The sequence below is a fragment of the Pseudomonas sp. HP_01 genome, assembly GCF_055284355.1.
The window spans coordinates 20,718-36,378 of sequence record NZ_JBTOPV010000025.1; the positions used below are offsets into that span (position 1 = coordinate 20,718).

The 15,661-nt window shown below is 61.7% G+C and carries 10 protein-coding genes and 1 pseudogene; 7 read left to right on the forward strand and 4 right to left on the reverse strand.

The window, feature by feature from the left end:
• Nucleotides 1-11 precede the first annotated feature (11 nt).
• Entirely contained in the window at nt 12-2,177 is a 2,166-nt protein-coding gene (locus ACYAR8_RS15335; protein ID WP_463580333.1) for a PA5441 family protein, read from the reverse strand.
• Between the two features lie 267 nt (nt 2,178-2,444).
• Between ACYAR8_RS15335 and ACYAR8_RS15340 the strand changes: the two genes are divergently transcribed.
• The 3 genes and pseudogenes from ACYAR8_RS15340 to ACYAR8_RS15350 all read left to right on the forward strand — a co-directional run bounded on the left by ACYAR8_RS15340 (nt 2,445) and on the right by ACYAR8_RS15350 (nt 6,113).
• Nucleotides 2,445-4,571 (forward strand): TonB-dependent siderophore receptor, encoded by a 2,127-nt coding sequence (locus ACYAR8_RS15340; protein WP_108119812.1) that lies wholly within the window; start codon nt 2,445-2,447, stop codon nt 4,569-4,571.
• A 604-nt stretch (nt 4,572-5,175) separates the two neighbouring features.
• Nucleotides 5,176-5,670, forward strand: a pseudogene (locus ACYAR8_RS15345) (DUF6861 domain-containing protein); the annotation flags it as partial.
• A gap of 95 nt (nt 5,671-5,765) precedes the next feature.
• Nucleotides 5,766-6,113 carry a hypothetical protein gene (locus ACYAR8_RS15350; RefSeq protein WP_463580334.1) on the forward strand — a complete coding sequence of 116 codons (348 nt, stop codon included), beginning with the start codon at nt 5,766-5,768 and terminating at the stop codon, nt 6,111-6,113.
• Nucleotides 6,114-6,357: 244 nt separating this feature from the next.
• Here ACYAR8_RS15350 and ACYAR8_RS15355 read toward each other — a convergent pair whose 3' ends face one another.
• Nucleotides 6,358-7,698, reverse strand: a complete 1,341-nt coding sequence (locus ACYAR8_RS15355; protein ID WP_463580335.1) for an ATP-binding protein — start codon at nt 7,696-7,698, stop codon at nt 6,358-6,360.
• On the reverse strand, nt 7,695-8,435 hold the full coding sequence (locus ACYAR8_RS15360) for a response regulator (protein WP_463580356.1): 741 nt from the start codon (nt 8,433-8,435) through the stop codon (nt 7,695-7,697). The genes ACYAR8_RS15355 and ACYAR8_RS15360 overlap by 4 nt, the downstream gene beginning before the upstream one ends.
• 303 nt (nt 8,436-8,738) lie before the next feature.
• Here ACYAR8_RS15360 and ACYAR8_RS15365 point away from each other — a divergent pair, with 303 nt between their 5' ends.
• Both ACYAR8_RS15365 and ACYAR8_RS15370 read left to right on the forward strand, forming a co-directional pair.
• Nucleotides 8,739-9,002, forward strand: coding sequence for a DUF2790 domain-containing protein (locus tag ACYAR8_RS15365; protein ID WP_108119598.1), 264 nt, complete (start codon nt 8,739-8,741; stop codon nt 9,000-9,002).
• Between the two features lie 111 nt (nt 9,003-9,113).
• Nucleotides 9,114-11,063 carry an AAA family ATPase gene (locus ACYAR8_RS15370; RefSeq protein WP_463580336.1) on the forward strand — a complete coding sequence of 650 codons (1,950 nt, stop codon included), beginning with the start codon at nt 9,114-9,116 and terminating at the stop codon, nt 11,061-11,063.
• A 242-nt stretch (nt 11,064-11,305) separates the two neighbouring features.
• Here ACYAR8_RS15370 and qhpR read toward each other — a convergent pair whose 3' ends face one another.
• Nucleotides 11,306-12,385, reverse strand: coding sequence for an AraC-like transcriptional regulator QhpR (gene qhpR / locus ACYAR8_RS15375; protein ID WP_463580337.1), 1,080 nt, complete (start codon nt 12,383-12,385; stop codon nt 11,306-11,308).
• Nucleotides 12,386-12,859: 474 nt separating this feature from the next.
• On the opposite strand from qhpR, the gene eat reads away from it, so the two are divergent.
• Together eat and ACYAR8_RS15385 are read left to right on the forward strand one after the other, a co-directional pair.
• Nucleotides 12,860-14,212, forward strand: a complete 1,353-nt coding sequence (eat, locus tag ACYAR8_RS15380) for an ethanolamine permease (protein ID WP_463580338.1) — start codon at nt 12,860-12,862, stop codon at nt 14,210-14,212.
• A gap of 27 nt (nt 14,213-14,239) precedes the next feature.
• The gene (locus ACYAR8_RS15385) at nt 14,240-15,631 is read left to right on the forward strand and encodes an ethanolamine ammonia-lyase subunit EutB (RefSeq protein ID WP_463580339.1); all 1,392 of its coding nucleotides are present in this window, start codon (nt 14,240-14,242) and stop codon (nt 15,629-15,631) included.
• The last annotated feature ends 30 nt before the right edge of the window (nt 15,632-15,661 follow it).

Below are 15,661 nucleotides of genomic sequence, written 5' to 3' on the forward strand. Positions count from 1 at the left end.
CCGCGTGGTCATCACCAGTAATACTGCAGCGATTTGCCCCAGCTGGTGGCGCCGTAGCTGGTTTTCAGTTGCTTGAACCAGCCTTTGCGCACGGCCGGAGCCACGTCCTTGCCGCCGCAACTGTTGTAGCCAGACGGCGCGTAGCAATTGATCGCCCGGAACAGCGCGTAGGCCTTGTCGTCCCGCGCTGCCTTGCTGTCGGCGATCACCGTCTGATAGCCGTTCAGGCGTGAAAACACACCGCCCTTGAAGCCCGGTTCGCTGCTGCCCAGATCACCCGCGTCGGGCTTCTGATCCAGCGGCATTCCGTCCAGGCCGTTGCGCAGGATGAACTCGCCCAGGCAGTTGAGGCCCTTGGCGTCCTTGTCATTGACCTGCAACGTGGCGGCGATCTCGCCGATGCTCGGGCAGGCGTAACCCGACTCGGCCTTGGCGCCGTTCCAGTGGAACAACGATAGCGTCTGGCCGGCGCCGTAGACATAACCCAGGCTGGTGCCGAGTTTGGTGTCGGCAGGCGTGTCCGGCAGGGCTTTCAAGTCATCGGCGAACGCGGCGTACTGGCTGTGCAGCAGCTCCTTGTAGAGCAGGACGAATTGCGCGGTGGACTTTTCGGTGTCGCTGATGCCCTGACCGATCTGCTGGCGCAGCAGCGGCGCATCGGCCACCTTGCCCAGCAGGATAAGACGCACCTGAGCGGACGTGATCGGCGAATCGCTGGCGAACACCTTCGTCAGTTGCCCGCTGCGCTCGTAATTCATCGCCAGCGCCAGTTCCAACTGCTCGCGCTGCAAGGGTTGCTGCGCCAGCGGCAGCAATTTCAGCCACAGAGCCTGGGCGGCAGGCAGGTCGTTGCCGGCTTCCAGAGCGAGGCCGCGCAGGGTCTGTTGGCTGAAAACGAGGTAATCCAGTTTTTCGGGGACGTCGTTCGGCAGGCGTTTCAGCGCTTCGGCCGGATTTTTGTCGACGTAGAACGCGAAAGCGGCCTGCAAGTAATCGAACATCGCCGGTTGCGCCGCAAACAGGGCTTTTTGCCCGTCGAGCTGCTCGCGGGTCAACCGGTTCGGCAGGTCCGGGCGCATGATCATCAGGTCATGGGTCGCGGTCATCAAAGGCGATGGCGTGGCGCCGGTCAGGGCGGTCAGCAGTTTGTTGTCGGCTTCCTGAATCAACGCTTCCGGCGGAGCGGATGCGCGGGCGTCGCCAGCTTCCGTCAGTTGCCAGGCGTAATCGGCGGCCAGTTTATCGGTGTCTCCCGCCAGCCAGTGGACCCGGCGCAGAAGTCCGGTGGCGGAGCGGCTGTAGCGGCCGTCGGGGTAAGCGCTGAGGTACCGCTCGATGGCTTGCCCGACGCCGGCATAGGCGGTGCGATCGTGGTCTTCCTTCAGGCTGCCGTATTCGTCGAACGCATCCTGCTGCGCGGCGTTGAGCCGGGTGCGGGCGACCATGTAAAGCGCCGTTTCCTTGAGCCACGGTTGTGTGCTTTGGGCGAGGGTGTTGAATCCGGTCTCCGCATCGCTGAAGCGCCCGCTGTAGAAGTCCGATGCGGCGCGAAGGTAGGCAACGAAGGCCTTGGCTTCAGACGACTGAACATCGGGCGGCAACAGGCTGGCCTGTTTGTCCGCCTCCCAGGTGCACGCGTCCAGCAGTTGCAGGCGGGCGCGGGCCAAGGATTGGCGCTCGGTGGCGGACAGCCCTGCGGTGTCGAGCAATTGGCCGATGAAATCAGCGGCGCTCTCGTCGCGGTTACTGCGGCAGCGGCTGCCTTCACCTTGCAGGAAGGCCTGGCCTGCGGTGTCGTTGCTGTCGCGGCTGAGGCCGAGCTTGCCCAGCAGGTCGGCCATGGCAGCGGCGCCCGATTCTTCGCTTTCGTCGCCCTCGATCTCTTCGTTGGCCAACCTGAATGCCGCAAACGGCACCGCGCCATAGCCCTCGGCCAGCTCCTGCTCGGTCAACGCGTTGGGCTGGAGCGTCAGCGCCTTCTGATCGGCGAGGAGCAGGCGCAGGTTGACCCGACTGTCATTGCCGGGCGTAAGGAAGGGCAGGTTGTTGCAGACGTCCAGCGAATCGCGCAACAGCGACCAGTTGGGGTAGCAGGAGTCATCACTGCTGGCATGGGCCTGGCCGCCCATCGTCGCGCCAATGATCAAAGCAAGAGGAGTCAGGGAGCGGATACGCATGAACAATCCTTGATTTCGCTACGTAAGAAGAGGGTGAGCACGGGGAATGATACAGGGTGTTTCGCCTGATCCACTGAGGGCCACTGGCGCCTGTATAAAAAATTATTTTCAGATTCATGTGAGGTAAACCCCGTCGGCATCCGTGTAGTGAGAATCAGATGCGTTTCGTAACGGGCGCATCGCTTCTCGACGCCTCAGGTTCTTGCTTCCATGACAGCTCAATCCGGTTTTCGCGTGCCCGCTTTTCCCGTGCTTCGTCCTGCATCGTTGTTGGGCATGTGTTCAGCCACGGCGCTGTTGTGCTCGCTGGGTATGAGTCCCGTTGCCGGGGCTGAAGAAATGCAGCTGGACGCGGTCAATATCGACGCCACGTCCCAGCCGGAGGTCAGCGAGACCGAGCACAGCCGCGACAGCTATCAGGCGCGCAAGGCGACCGTGGCCACGCGCACCGAAGCACCGTTGGTGGAAGTGCCCCAGAGCGTCAACGTGGTGACAAACCGGGTCATCGAAGACCGCCAGCCGTCCAGCCTGGACGAGGCGATCAACGCGGTCAGCGGGGTCAAGCCGGGCAACACCCTGGGCGGCACCCAGGACGCGATTCAGAAGCGCGGTTTTGGCACCAACCGCGACAACTCGATCATGCGCGACGGCATGCAATCGGTGCGCGCGCGCAATTTCACCCCGACCACCGAGCGCATTGAAGTGCTCAAGGGGCCGGCGTCGATGCTCTACGGCGTGCAGGACCCGGGCGGCGTGATCAACGTTGTGACAAAGAAACCGGAGTTGGTCGAGGCCCGTTCCATTTCTGCGTTCGGCAGCAGCTTTGGCGGCGGCGGCGAGCAGATCGACCTGACCGGCCCGATCGGCACCAACGGCCTGGCCTACCGGGTGATCGCCGACAAGCAGAATTACGATTACTGGCGCAATTTCGGCAGCATCGATCAGTCGGTCATCGCCCCTTCGCTGGCCTGGTACGGCGACGACACTACGGTGTCGGTCGCCTACGAGCACATGGAGTATTCGGTACCGTTCGACCGTGGCACGCAGATCAACCCCAAGACCGGCAAGGTGCTGGACATCCCGCGCAGCCGCCGTCTGGACGAGCCGTTCAACGTCACCACCGGGCGCTCCGATTCCCTCGACCTGCGCATGGACCATCGCCTCAACGACACCTGGACCCTGCGCACCGGCTACGCTTACAGCCGCAATTACTACAACGACTACCAGTCGCGCTTCATTTCGGCCAACTACAACACCGGCGCCGTCACCCGTCGCGGTGACGCCACCCGCGATGCGGTGCAGTTCGCCCATACCGCCACCGTCAGCGCGCTCGGCAATCTGTACTGGGGCGATGTGCGCCACGAAGTGCTGATTGGCGCCGATTACATGAAGAACGACCGCGACCTGGGCGACCTGTACCGCAGTGCCAACAAGGTCGACTTCAATTACAACGCCCCGGTGTACGGCGTCACTCAGCAACCGACTACGGCCAATGCCGCCCAGAGCGACCAGACCGATCACCTGCGCACCCATGCGTTCTTTGTTCAGGACGCGATGCACCTGGGCGAGAAGTGGATTCTGCAGACCGGCCTGCGTTATGACGCGTTCGACGAGCTGACCGGCAAGGGCCGGCCGTTCGTGGTTGGCGCCGATGTGAAGGACAGCAAAGTGGTGCCCCGCGTCGGGCTGGTGTACCTGATCCAGCCGGACTGGTCGGTGTACGGCAGCTACACCGAGTCGTTCCGCCCGAACACGTCGATTGCCTCACCGATCGGCGACCTGCCGCCGGAGGAGGGCAAGGCTTACGAAATCGGCACCAAGTTCCAGAACGACGCGATCACCGCGACAGTGGCGCTGTTCAATATCAACAAGCAGAACGTGCAGACCAGTGAAGCGTGCGGCACCGAGACTTGCACGCGAGTATCCGGGGAGGTGCGCTCGCGCGGGCTGGAAGCTGACATCACCGGGCAGTTGAACGAGTTCTGGAGTATCACCGGCAGTTACGCCTACACCGACACCAAAGTGCTGGAGGACCCGATACTCAAGGGTGAGCCGCTGGATGGTGTGTCGAAGCACACCGGCGCGGTGTATCTGACCCGTGACTTCGGCCACGTCGGCGTGGGTGATTTGCGCGCGGGTGCCGGTGCACGGTTTGCAAGCCGCTGGGGTGTCAACGATGGCGCGGGGAAGGAGTATTACCTGCCGTCGTCGAAAGTCGCCGATGCGTTTGTGGCTTATAAAGTGAAGTTGGATGAGCGTGATGTGACGTTGCAGTTGAATCTGAAGAATGTGTTCGACGAGAAGTATTACACCTCGGCGAGTGGGCTGGGATCGCCGGCTATTTCCATCGGCGAGCCGAGGCAGTTGGTGGCGCGGGTGAAGCTGGATTTTTGATTTTTCAGGTTTAAGGTCAAGATCAAGATCAAGATCAAGATCAAGATCAAGATCAAGATCAAGGGCGTCTGCCTGGGGGCAGACTGTTTCGCCTTCGGCGAGTTACTTTTAAAAAGCACTAAAAGTAACCAAAAGTGCCTGCTCTCGGTTGGGCCCTTCCTTCGTCAGGGTTCCTTCACTCCGGTCACGCTCCGTGGGCCCGCGCCGAACGGACATCCATGTCCTGACGGCGCTCTCGCCGCATCCATGCGGCTCGGCCCACTGCGCTAGACCTGCGTTCAGCCTGCACCCAAGTCGCGCTTGGTGGTGACTGGGCTTTTTGCGTAGGAAGATCAAAAGCGTAGAGCAGATCAACGGCTTCCCGGCTGAAGCCGGTCCTACGAAGTGTACGCAGTGCTTTTAAACTGCTGAACATTATGCAGGGCCAGGATCACTGCATGGAGCAATTGCCGCATGCATCCGGGGTGATGACTAAGGTACCGGTGCGGCTTGAGGCATTCGACCTTTCCGGCTAAATGGTTTTCTAGCTCAGGCGTAGGCTTTCGGTAAATTCAAACCCGCATTGGAGGCAGCTACCGCTCTTTGCGAAGGACTGAGGTAATAAATGGATCTTTTAAAAAACGTTCCAAGTTGGGATGACGTGGAGCGAAACCTCGATCATAGATTCAACGAGATAAATCAGAGCATCGATCATGGTTTGCAAAGCGCAAACGATAGCTGGGACGGATTCACTCGTCGTATCGGCAGTGCCGCTACGACGGCTTACGGCTACGCGGGCGGCAGCCACATTGACTCTTTACGGCTCGCAGTGGCCATGTCTTACCCGATTGTTCATGCTGACCTGACGCGAAAGTGGGCATCGATCGAAATCGAAAAGATTTTTCCGGTCTTGATGCAGTTAATTCGAGAAGTCGTAATGATAGTGGGTGGGAGCGTCGCGGTCGGGACCCTTGCAGGCGGCATCGCAGGGTCGATGGCGTTTGGTGCAGGCGCGGCGCCTGGAGCCATGATCGGTGGGAGCATTGGCTTGCAGGTGGGCAACCTAATCCTGACGGCTCTCGGCTTGGCAGCCATAAGTGAATACTTTTGCCGGGGACTAAATCCAGTGTTTGGTGGGACAGGAAACGCCACGCAGTGAGAGCTGCTTCAACGACTGCCCACCTCCGCGTTTAAAAACACGATAAGGCTTGGCCAATGAATAACATTGCATTTTTGATAGTCCACGGAAAACTCACCATCGGCGACCGAACATTCGATCTACCGCATCCTGTAGAAGAGGCACTTACTTATCATGATTTGATTGTCGTTCGCGCCGAACCTCCAGCCGGTGTCATTTTCAACAGGAATGTCTATGGGATTAGCCATGAGGGCGAAGTTCTCTGGCAGATAGAAGAAAGCCCCCATGGAACTCAAGAAGACAAGCCGTATGTGAATATCAACATAGGCCAGAACCACGATCTTATTGCGGGCAACTGGAATGGAGTGAGTTATTCCGTGAACCCTGATAATGGAAAAATCACGGTTGTATCGTTCGACAAATAGTCAGACGGTCATAATGCGCATCCCTGATCCCGATCGCCTCACGCCCTGCGTCCCGCAGGCGCTGCGCACTCAAGCCTGGAGAAGTGACGCGGAGCGTGGGGACGATCACACGCCAACGGATTTCGGTGCGCCGAAGATCCTGATCGCTGCCGAGATCCACTGTAGGAGCCGGCTTGCTGGCGAATGCGGTAGGTCAGAACCGAAGGCGTCGACTGACGAAACCCGTTCGCCAGCAAGCCCGCTCCTACAAATCGGTGATCTTCACTGCCGCCGTTGTTATCCGCGCAGGCAGCTTCAAATGCGCACACAACCCACCCCCTTCGCGGTTGGTCAGGCTCAACGTGCCGCCCAGTGCAATCGTCAATTGCTGCGCGATCGCCAAGCCGAGCCCGGTGCCTCCGGTGTCGCGGTTGCGTGAGCTTTCGACGCGGTAGAAGGGTTTGATGACCTCGGATAATTCCCCTTCGGCAATCCCCGGCCCGCGGTCCAGCACGTGCAGCGACAGGCTATGGTAGGCGTGGGCGATCACTTTAATCTCCGCCGCTCCACCGAACTTCAACGCGTTATCGGTCAGGTTCACCAGCACCCGGCGCAGGGCGTGGGGGCGGGTGTCGATGACGGCGCCGGTCTTGCCGTTCAATTGCACGTCGCGGCCGACGTCCTGATAGTCGAACACCAGGCTGTCGAGGAATGAATCCATGTCCACACGCCGCGCGGTCTCGGTCGAGGTGTCCATGCTGCGCGCGTAGGCCACGCCTTCCTGGACCAGGTGCTGCATCTCGCTCAGGTCGCTCCACAACTTGTCCTTCTCGACGCCATCGTCCATGAACTCGGCGCGTAGCTTCATGCGGGTGATCGGGGTTTGCAGGTCGTGGGAGATCGCCGCCAGCAGTTGCATGCGCTCTTTCACGTAGGTTGAAATCCGTTGCTGCATGGTGTTGAACGCCACGGCGGCGAAGGCCACTTCGGTCGGGCCGCTTTCATCCAGGCGAATGCCTTCGCCATTCGGGTCGAGGTTGTCGACGGCGTGGGACAGTCGCGTCAGCGGGCGAATGGCCGTGCGTACGGCCAGCCAGGTGCAGACAAACAGCAGCACGAGTTGGCCGATCAACAACAACGGCAGCCAGGGTGAGAGCGGGGTGACCCGCGGGTGCATGTCAATCGTCAGCGGGCTCCCGTCTTTCAACGTCAGGTGCGCCTGATAGTGCAGTCGGGTGTCTGGGATGTCCGTGAAGGTCAGCGCGTAATCACGGCCAAGGCTGCGCTGCATGGAATGCACTGACATCGGCGCGTTGCTCATGTTCATCGGCGCGCCGGTCTCTCCGGCACCCAGGATGTAACGACAATTGGCGCTCTCAAAGCGCGGCAGCCAGGCTTGACGCTCGTCGGCTGGCAAGCGTTCCAGAACGGCCACGGCGTTACTCAAGTCCCGTTCCAGATTACCCAGCATCAGCGTCATGGCGCTCTGGTAGCGCTCATAGAATTGCAGGCCGAACGACAGCCCGTGGGCCAGCACCAGGCTGATCAGAAAAATCAGCGAGAGCCGTGACGCCAGGGTGCGCGGCCATCCGAAGCTCAGCTTCATGGGCTTTCCCCGAGAATTTCCACGGCGTAAGTGAACACGTAACCCTCGTTGCGCACGGTCTTGATGTAGGCCGGGTCGCGGGCGTCGTCGGCCAGGCGCTGGCGCAGGCGGCTGACGAGCAAATCGATGGAACGGTCGAACAGATCGGCGTCACGGCCCTGGGTCAGGTTCAGCAGCTGATCGCGGCTCAAGACCCGTTGCGGGTGATCGAGGAAGGTGCGAAGCAGGCGGTATTCCGCGCCGCTGAGGGTGACCACTGTGCCTTGGGCGTCGAGCAAATGGCGGGCAGTGGTGTCCAGCTTCCATTTGCCGAAGGCCAGCAAACGCCCGGCTTCGCTGACGATCAGGTTCGGCGGCAGCATGCGGGTACGGCGCAGCACGGCATTGATCCGCGCCAGCAGTTCCCGGGCGGCGAAGGGTTTCACCAGATAATCGTCGGCGCCCATCTCCAGACCGATGATGCGATCGGTTTCGTCGCTGCGGGCGGTGAGCATGAGCACGGGCGTGGTCTTGTGCTTGCCGGTGCGCAGTTCGCGGCACAGCAGCAGGCCGTCGTCGCCCGGCATCATGATGTCGAGCACGATCAGGTCCACAGGCGTCGATTCCAGAAACGAACGCATCTGCCTGCCGTCCGCCACCACGGTGGTGCGCAGGCCGTTCTTCTTCAGGTAGTTGCCCACCAGCTCTCGGATCTCGCGATCGTCATCGACAATCAGAATGTGATCGACGTGCTCCATTGCCGCAGTTCCCGTATTCATGTGTGTGGCGCATCTTAACCAGTCGCGCGTGACTTGCCTGCCGGGCTTTGTATTCCAGTGTATCTGGCGCTGCCGGGCATACATGCGCATGCAAATAGCGGGTTTTTCGATGCGAATGTATCGCTGTGTATCTGCGGCGGGCTCTGACACGTCAGGATGATTTTCCGGCGGTTCGCGACACAAGCGAGATACCTGCGGGGCGTTCAATGGGACCCATCGAGACGACGGACACACACCTTCTCGAACCCCAACCGAACGACCCTTTGAATACCGGAGAACACCATGAACTGGAAGAACCTCAGCATCGCCACCCTGTTTGCCGCCCTGAGCCTCGGCGCTCTGACAGCCCAAGCCCAACCCGTTGCTCAAGCTCACACTTATATGTACGGCGATCACCTGGACATCGCCAAGGCGCTGTCCACCGAAGTCGACGCGAGCCCGACCTGTGGCGTGGTCAATGCCCACCTGCGCTACCTCGATTCCCAGGGTCAGCAACGGACCCTGAATTACGAGACCGTTGCCCAGAATTGCCCGCAGGACAACTAAGACGGGCAGGTGACGGCGACATGCAAGTGGGCGGTGATCGGGCGGCAGGAGTAAGCTGTGCTCCTTTTTGACTGCCCGCGCCTACGCGCCGAACAGGACCCTACGCCCGCAATGAGATCACCCGCTGCTTTCGCGCCACCGCCGTCGCTGTTTCTGCCCCTGACCGAAGAGGTGTGCAAAGGCCTGGCCGCGGGCGAATCGCTGGACGATTTTTTGAGTGAGGCGGGCAGGGCGCAACTCGCTGCGCTGATGCTGCTGCTCAATCTCAACGCGCTGGTCGCGCAAAACACCGCCGTCGAACAGCTCGAACGTATGCTCGATGATGTGCTGCGCGCGGCCGCTTCCGTTGAAGAAGCGGGCGGTCGTTTTGCCGATCTGGTGCGCGGCAGGTTCACCGTCGACCACCTGGCCGCAGGGCTCTCGGTGCTTGAAGTCGCCGGCGTCAGTCTGCTCGAAGACGCGGACGTCGAGCAGCAGGATTACCTCGACGGGGAAGGGCGGTGGGACTTCGGCTTTGGACTGCGTCATCGCGCCAAACTGGAACCCCTGACCCGCGAGGTGGTGATGCCGTCCGGCGACGTCCTGCACCTGAGTGATCAGCAGAGCCGGATCTTCGACGAGTTCAAGGTCTGCAACGAAGAGTCGTTCCACCTGCAGGCCTACGCCGGCGTGGGCAAGACGTACCTGCTGGCAAAGTTCTTCGAGGTGCTGGTCCCGGAAAAGACCTTGCTCATGGCGACCTTTCCGGGTCAAGTGGCCGCGCTTCAGGCGCGGGTGCGTCAGGCCAACCCCGACGCACGGATCAACGCCTGCACCTTCGGCCACATGGCCAACCTGCTGCTCAACCGCGACTTGACCGCTCGGGGCTGGCGCAATACCGACCTTCAGCGTTCCGGCGCCAGCTCGCTGGTCGATGACCGGCAAGTGGCGCAGTGGCTGAACCTGCAAGCCGTGGGCAAGCTGCACCCGCGGGATGTGGCGCGGGTCTGCCGCAGCACCGTGCACAGTTTCAGCCTGTCGCCGCTGGCCAACATTGAGGCGCGGCACTTGCCGTCGTTGGGCCACGCGGCGAGTCAGGCGGACATCGCCCTGCTGCTGGAATACAGCCGCCTGCTCTGGCGCGAAACGGTCAGGCCGTCCGCGCCGCACATTCGTCTGCCGATCCGCAACAGCCACCGGATCAAGTTTCTGGCGCTGACCAGCGAAGTCATCCCCGAGAACTACAGCCACATCATCATCGATGAAAGCCATGAGCTGACGGCGCCAATGGTGCAGATCCTCGATCGCAGTCCCCAGGCGGTCATTACGTTGGGCGACGAATTCCAGCAGCTCAGCGGCAAGACCCCGCGTCACGGCGGCTTCATTCGCCAGCGTTTCATGACCCAGTCGATTCGCGCCGGCAAGCAAATGGCCGACGTGCTCAACCCGATGATTCAGTTGCACCCCAGCGACATCAAAGAAGGCTTCGTCGGACGCGCGCCCCACCCGACACGGATCATCGGCCACGGCGTCATGCCGATTCCGGAAAAACCCACGACGATTCTGGTCGCCAACGAATGGGGCCTGTTCGCCTGGTTCAAGCGTCTGACCGAAGCGGGGGCACGTTTTCAGATGCCGCCGCGCACCCTTGAAAACCTCACGCTGTTCGTCAAAGGCCTGGACCTGCTCTATCGCGAAGACCTGCGCCCGCAACACCGGCTGATCTTCCGCTACGCCTATTGGGACGCGCTGGCCTCGGCCATGGGCGGCAGCCATGAATTCAAAGCCATGCACGAGTGGCTCGGCCAGGGCAACCGGCTGCAGGACTTCCTCGACACCACCCAGCGGTTCTGCAACGACCCGGCCGCGATCCTCAAACTGGCGAAAGTCGAAGACGTGAAAAACCAGGAATTCGACTCGGTGCTGCTCTCCCGCGACCTCATGCGCCCACCGCGCGAGGGCTCGACGCATTCACTGGCCAGCGTATGTTCCCTGCTCTACACCGCTAGCTCCCGCGCCCGGCACGAACTGCTGCTGCCGGGGAACATGAATGACTGGTTGCAGGATTTGGGGCGTAAGTAAACCGCGTTTCGTCAGTGCAGGCAGGGCCGTCCGGGAAAACGTATTCGCGGGCAAGCGCGCTCCTACAATGGAGATTCCGCCCGCCTCACAACTGACGTCGTGCGCAAGACCTGTAGGAGCGCGCTTGCCCGCGAAGAGGTCGGCACATTCGACATCGTAGTCGACCGATACGATGATTTCGCCAGCAAGCCGGCTCCTACGGAATCGTGTTCACGGTAGAGGATGGGCAGTGTCGAGCACCGTCAAAGGTGCGCTGTCACGCCACCCCGCCACTGCTTCGGACTCACGCCAAACCATCTTTTGAACGCCCGCGAGAACGCGCTGGTTTCCGAATAACCGAGCAGCGAGGCGAGTTGGGTGATGCTGAGGTTCTGTTGTTTCAGGTGATTCAGGGCCAGGTCCTGGCGGATCTGGTCGACCAGTTGCGTAAAGCTGATGCCGTGTTCGCGCAGTTTGCGTTGCAGGGTCCATTCGGACAGGCCCAGGGTGTGGGCGATGTCGTCCAGCGCCGGTTCGCCCAGATGCAGGGTGGCGAGGAGGGTCTGGCGGGCGCGGTCGAGGAGCGTTGCTTCTTGGCCGGTGCCTGTGCCGCTGCCGGTATCGCCCAGTTGACGGATCGCGTCCTTGATCAGCATCAGCAGGACCGGGTCGCTACCGGGCATGGCTTTGCCCACGACATCGTGTTTGGGAATCAGCAGTGAATTGCAGCCCTGCCTGAAACACACGTCAGCGTGAAACACGTCGCGGTGTTCGTGCCAGCCTTCGGGTTGGGCGTGTTCGAAGGCCACTTGCCGAGGTGCCCAGTTCGGGCCGAGCACGTGACGCACCAGGTTCAGCGCCATGCCCATGGTCAGCTCGGCGTCCTGGCGGCGTTCGTTGATCGCGCCGTGGCGGACCTGGTAATCGAAACGGTAGCACTCGCCTTGATCGACCAGTTCGATCAGCGTGCTGTGCTGGTGGAACGGGAAGGCGGCGGAGAAATTGATCAGCGCGTCTTCCAGCGTCGCCGAGCACAGGCCGATATAGCCCAGCAGGCCCAGCGCCTGGGGCCGGAATTGCTGCCCGTAACGCAGGCCGAAATTGTCGCAGCCGGTCTGACTCGCGGCTTCTTCCAGCACTTTGCAGTAGTTGGTCAGCGGCAGGCTCAGGGTCGGGTGCAGCAGCTGCTCGGGGTCGATGCCGGAGCGGCCGAACACCCGGTCCAGATCACCGCCGTGCTGCACGATAAAACCATCGAGCCCATTGGCTGCAGCCGACAGCACGCCGCGATTGCTGGCGGCGGGCGTGTTCGATGCGGCGGCGGGGGCGAGGGTCTGGAGCATGGGGGATGATGGCTCTGACGGTGTGTAGGCAGACCTTGCAAGCAAATGTCATACCTTGTTGCAGCCGCAGGCCTTGTCGGCGGGGAATCAACGGTCCTGTGGGAGTGACCGGGGTGGCGCTCCACCTTGCTCGCGAAGACTGCATTCCAGCCGCTGCATACTCGGCGAATGTATCGACCTCATCGCGAGCAAGCTCACTCCTACATGGGCATCGGTGCTACCTGGCGACCCATTCGGCGACCGGGTATTTGGGAAGTCTGGTGCCACGCCGGTCAGCAAACACAGGCAAAGCGTGACCTTCAATAAAGCACCGGGCCATTTTCACGCGCCACGGTGGCGCACCCCCGGCAGATACCCGAAAAACTTGACCGCAGACGACAATCCGCGCGCCGTACGGTCAAGCCTTGGCCTGCCAGCTGTGACTATGCTCGACGTCAGACAAATACCGTCGCCTGGCTACCGGGGTACACGCTCATGACTGCTTCACAACTCAAACCAACGTTGGGAACCCTGCATTTGTGGGGGCTGGCCGTGGGCCTGGTGATTTCCGGCGAATACTTTGGCTGGAGCTACGGCTGGGGCACCGCCGGGACGCTGGGCTTTCTGGTGACCACGCTGATGGTCGCGGTGATGTACACCTGCTTCATCTTCAGTTTCACCGAGCTGACCACCGCGATTCCCAACGCAGGCGGACCGTTTGCCTACAGCTTGCGCGCCTTCGGCGTGACCGGCGGGATGATCGCGGGCCTGGCGACGCTGATCGAATTCGTCTTCGCCCCGCCGGCCATCGCCATGGCCATTGGCGCCTACCTCAACGTGCAATTCCCGGCCCTTGATCCAAGGGTCGCGGCCATCGGCGCGTATTTCGTGTTCATGACCCTGAACATCCTGGGCGTGAGCATCGCAGCGACCTTCGAACTGGTGGTCACCATTCTGGCGGTGGCCGAACTGCTGGTGTTCATGGGCGTGGTCGCCCCGGGCTTCAGCTTCAGTAATTTCGTGCTGGGCGGCTGGGCCGGGTCCGACACCTTCGGGCTGCCGGCCATCAGCGGCATGTTCGCGGCGATCCCGTTTGCCATCTGGTTCTTCCTCGCCATCGAAGGCGCAGCCATGGCGGCGGAAGAAGCCAAAGACCCGAAACGCACCATTCCGCGTGCTTACGTGGGCGGCATTCTGACCCTGGTGGTGCTGGCGATCGGGGTGATGATCTTCGCCGGCGGCGTCGGCGACTGGCGCACCCTGGCGAACATCAATGACCCGCTGCCACAGGCAATGAAGGCCGTGGTCGGCGGCAACTCCAACTGGATGCACATGCTAGTGTGGATCGGCCTGTTCGGTCTGGTGGCGAGTTTCCACGGCATCATCCTCGGTTACTCGCGGCAGTTTTTCGCCCTGGCGCGGGCGGGCTTTCTGCCACCGAGCCTGGCGAAGCTGTCGCGCTTCCAGACCCCACACCGCGCCATCCTCGCGGGCGGTGTGATCGGCATCATCGCGATCCTCAGCGACGGCGTGATCAACCTGCAGGGCATGACGCTGACCGCCGCGATGATCACCATGTCGGTGTTTGGCGCTATCGTGATGTACATCATCAGCATGCTCAGCCTGTTCAAGTTGCGCCGCAGCGAACCGAACCTAGAGCGCAGCTTTCGTGCGCCGGGTTATCCGATCGTGCCGGGCATCGCCCTGGTGCTGGCGGTGGTGTGCCTCGTCGCCATGGTCTGGTTCAACCTGCTGATCTGCGCCATATTCATCTGCCTGATGGCCGTGGGCGCGCTGTTCTGCAAAATGGTCCGCGGGCGCAGTGCGTCGGTCACGGTCACCGGTTAATCACGCAGTTCCAATGAAGAGGTGTGCATGAGCTTTTCCCACAGCATCGGTGGCATGGTCTGGCGCTTCGACAGCCTGCGGGAACTCATGGCCAAGGCCAGCCCCGCACGCTCCGGCGACTTCCTCGCAGAAGTCGCCGCCAGCAGCGATGCCGAACGTGCGGCGGCGCAAATGGCCCTGGCCGATGTGCCGCTCAAGCGCTTCCTCACCGAGGCGCTGATTCCCTACGAAGAGGATGAAGTCACCCGCTTGATCGTCGACAGCCACGACCGCGCGGCCTTCGCCCCGGTCGGCCATCTTACGGTCGGCGGGTTTCGCGACTGGCTGCTGGGGGACGACGCCACCGAGGCCAGCCTCAAGGAGCTGGCGCCGGGGTTGACGCCGGAAATGGCGGCGGCGGTGTCGAAGATCATGCGCGTGCAGGATCTGGTGCTGGTGTCACAGAAGATTCGCGTCGTTACCCGCTTTCGCAACACCGTCGGCCTGCGTGGGCGCATGTCCACACGGCTGCAACCCAATCATCCTACCGACGACCCGGCCGGTATCGCCGCCAGCGTGCTTGACGGTCTGCTCTATGGCAACGGCGACGCCATGATCGGTATCAACCCGGCCACCGACAGCGTCAGCGCCATCAGCGAGCTGCTGAAGATGCTCGACGGCGTCATCCGTCATTACGAGATTCCCACCCAGTCCTGCGTGCTGACCCACGTCACGTCCTCGGTCGCGGCCATCGAAAAAGGGGTGCCGCTGGACCTGGTGTTCCAGTCCATCGCAGGCACCGAAGCGGCCAACAGCGGGTTTGGCATCAGCCTGGAAATCCTTCGTGAAGGCTATGAAGCGGGCCTCAGTCTCAAGCGCGGGGCTCTGGGCGACAACCTGATGTACTTCGAAACCGGTCAGGGCAGCGCCTTGTCGGCCAACGCTCACCACGGCGTCGATCAACAGACCTGCGAGGCCCGCGCCTACGCCGTCGCGCGGCATTTCAACCCGTTTCTGGTCAACACCGTGGTCGGCTTCATCGGCCCGGAATACCTGTACAACGGCAAGCAGATCATTCGCGCGGGCCTGGAAGATCACTTCTGCGGCAAGCTGCTCGGCGTGCCCATGGGGTGCGACATCTGCTACACCAACCACGCCGAAGCCGATCAGGACGACATGGACGTTTTGCTGACCTTGCTCGGCGTCGCCGGAATCAACTTCATCATGGGCATTCCGGGGTCTGACGACGTGATGCTAAATTACCAGACCACCTCGTTTCACGACGCTTTGTATGCCCGCAAGACCCTCGGCCTGCGCCCGGCGCCGGAGTTCGAGGAATGGCTGACGCGCATGGACATCCTGCGCCAGGATGACGGCGGCGTGCGGCTGGGGCAGGGCGTACCGCCGCTGTTCCGCAAGGCGCTGGCCCAATTGAATTAGTCGCTTGATCAGCAGTTGAGATAAGGGCCT

Coding starts and splice junctions, on each gene's coding strand:
- ACYAR8_RS15335 (WP_463580333.1), bottom strand. CDS start 2,177: ATGCGTATCCGCTCCCTGACTCCTCTTGCTTTGATCATTGGCGCGACG.
- ACYAR8_RS15350 (WP_463580334.1), top strand. CDS start 5,766: ATGAATAACATTGCATTTTTGATAGTCCACGGAAAACTCACCATCGGC.
- ACYAR8_RS15355 (WP_463580335.1), bottom strand. CDS start 7,698: ATGAAGCTGAGCTTCGGATGGCCGCGCACCCTGGCGTCACGGCTCTCG.
- ACYAR8_RS15360 (WP_463580356.1), bottom strand. CDS start 8,435: ATGGAGCACGTCGATCACATTCTGATTGTCGATGACGATCGCGAGATC.
- ACYAR8_RS15365 (WP_108119598.1), top strand. CDS start 8,739: ATGAACTGGAAGAACCTCAGCATCGCCACCCTGTTTGCCGCCCTGAGC.
- ACYAR8_RS15370 (WP_463580336.1), top strand. CDS start 9,114: ATGAGATCACCCGCTGCTTTCGCGCCACCGCCGTCGCTGTTTCTGCCC.
- qhpR (WP_463580337.1), bottom strand. CDS start 12,385: ATGCTCCAGACCCTCGCCCCCGCCGCCGCATCGAACACGCCCGCCGCC.
- eat (WP_463580338.1), top strand. CDS start 12,860: ATGACTGCTTCACAACTCAAACCAACGTTGGGAACCCTGCATTTGTGG.
- ACYAR8_RS15385 (WP_463580339.1), top strand. CDS start 14,240: ATGAGCTTTTCCCACAGCATCGGTGGCATGGTCTGGCGCTTCGACAGC.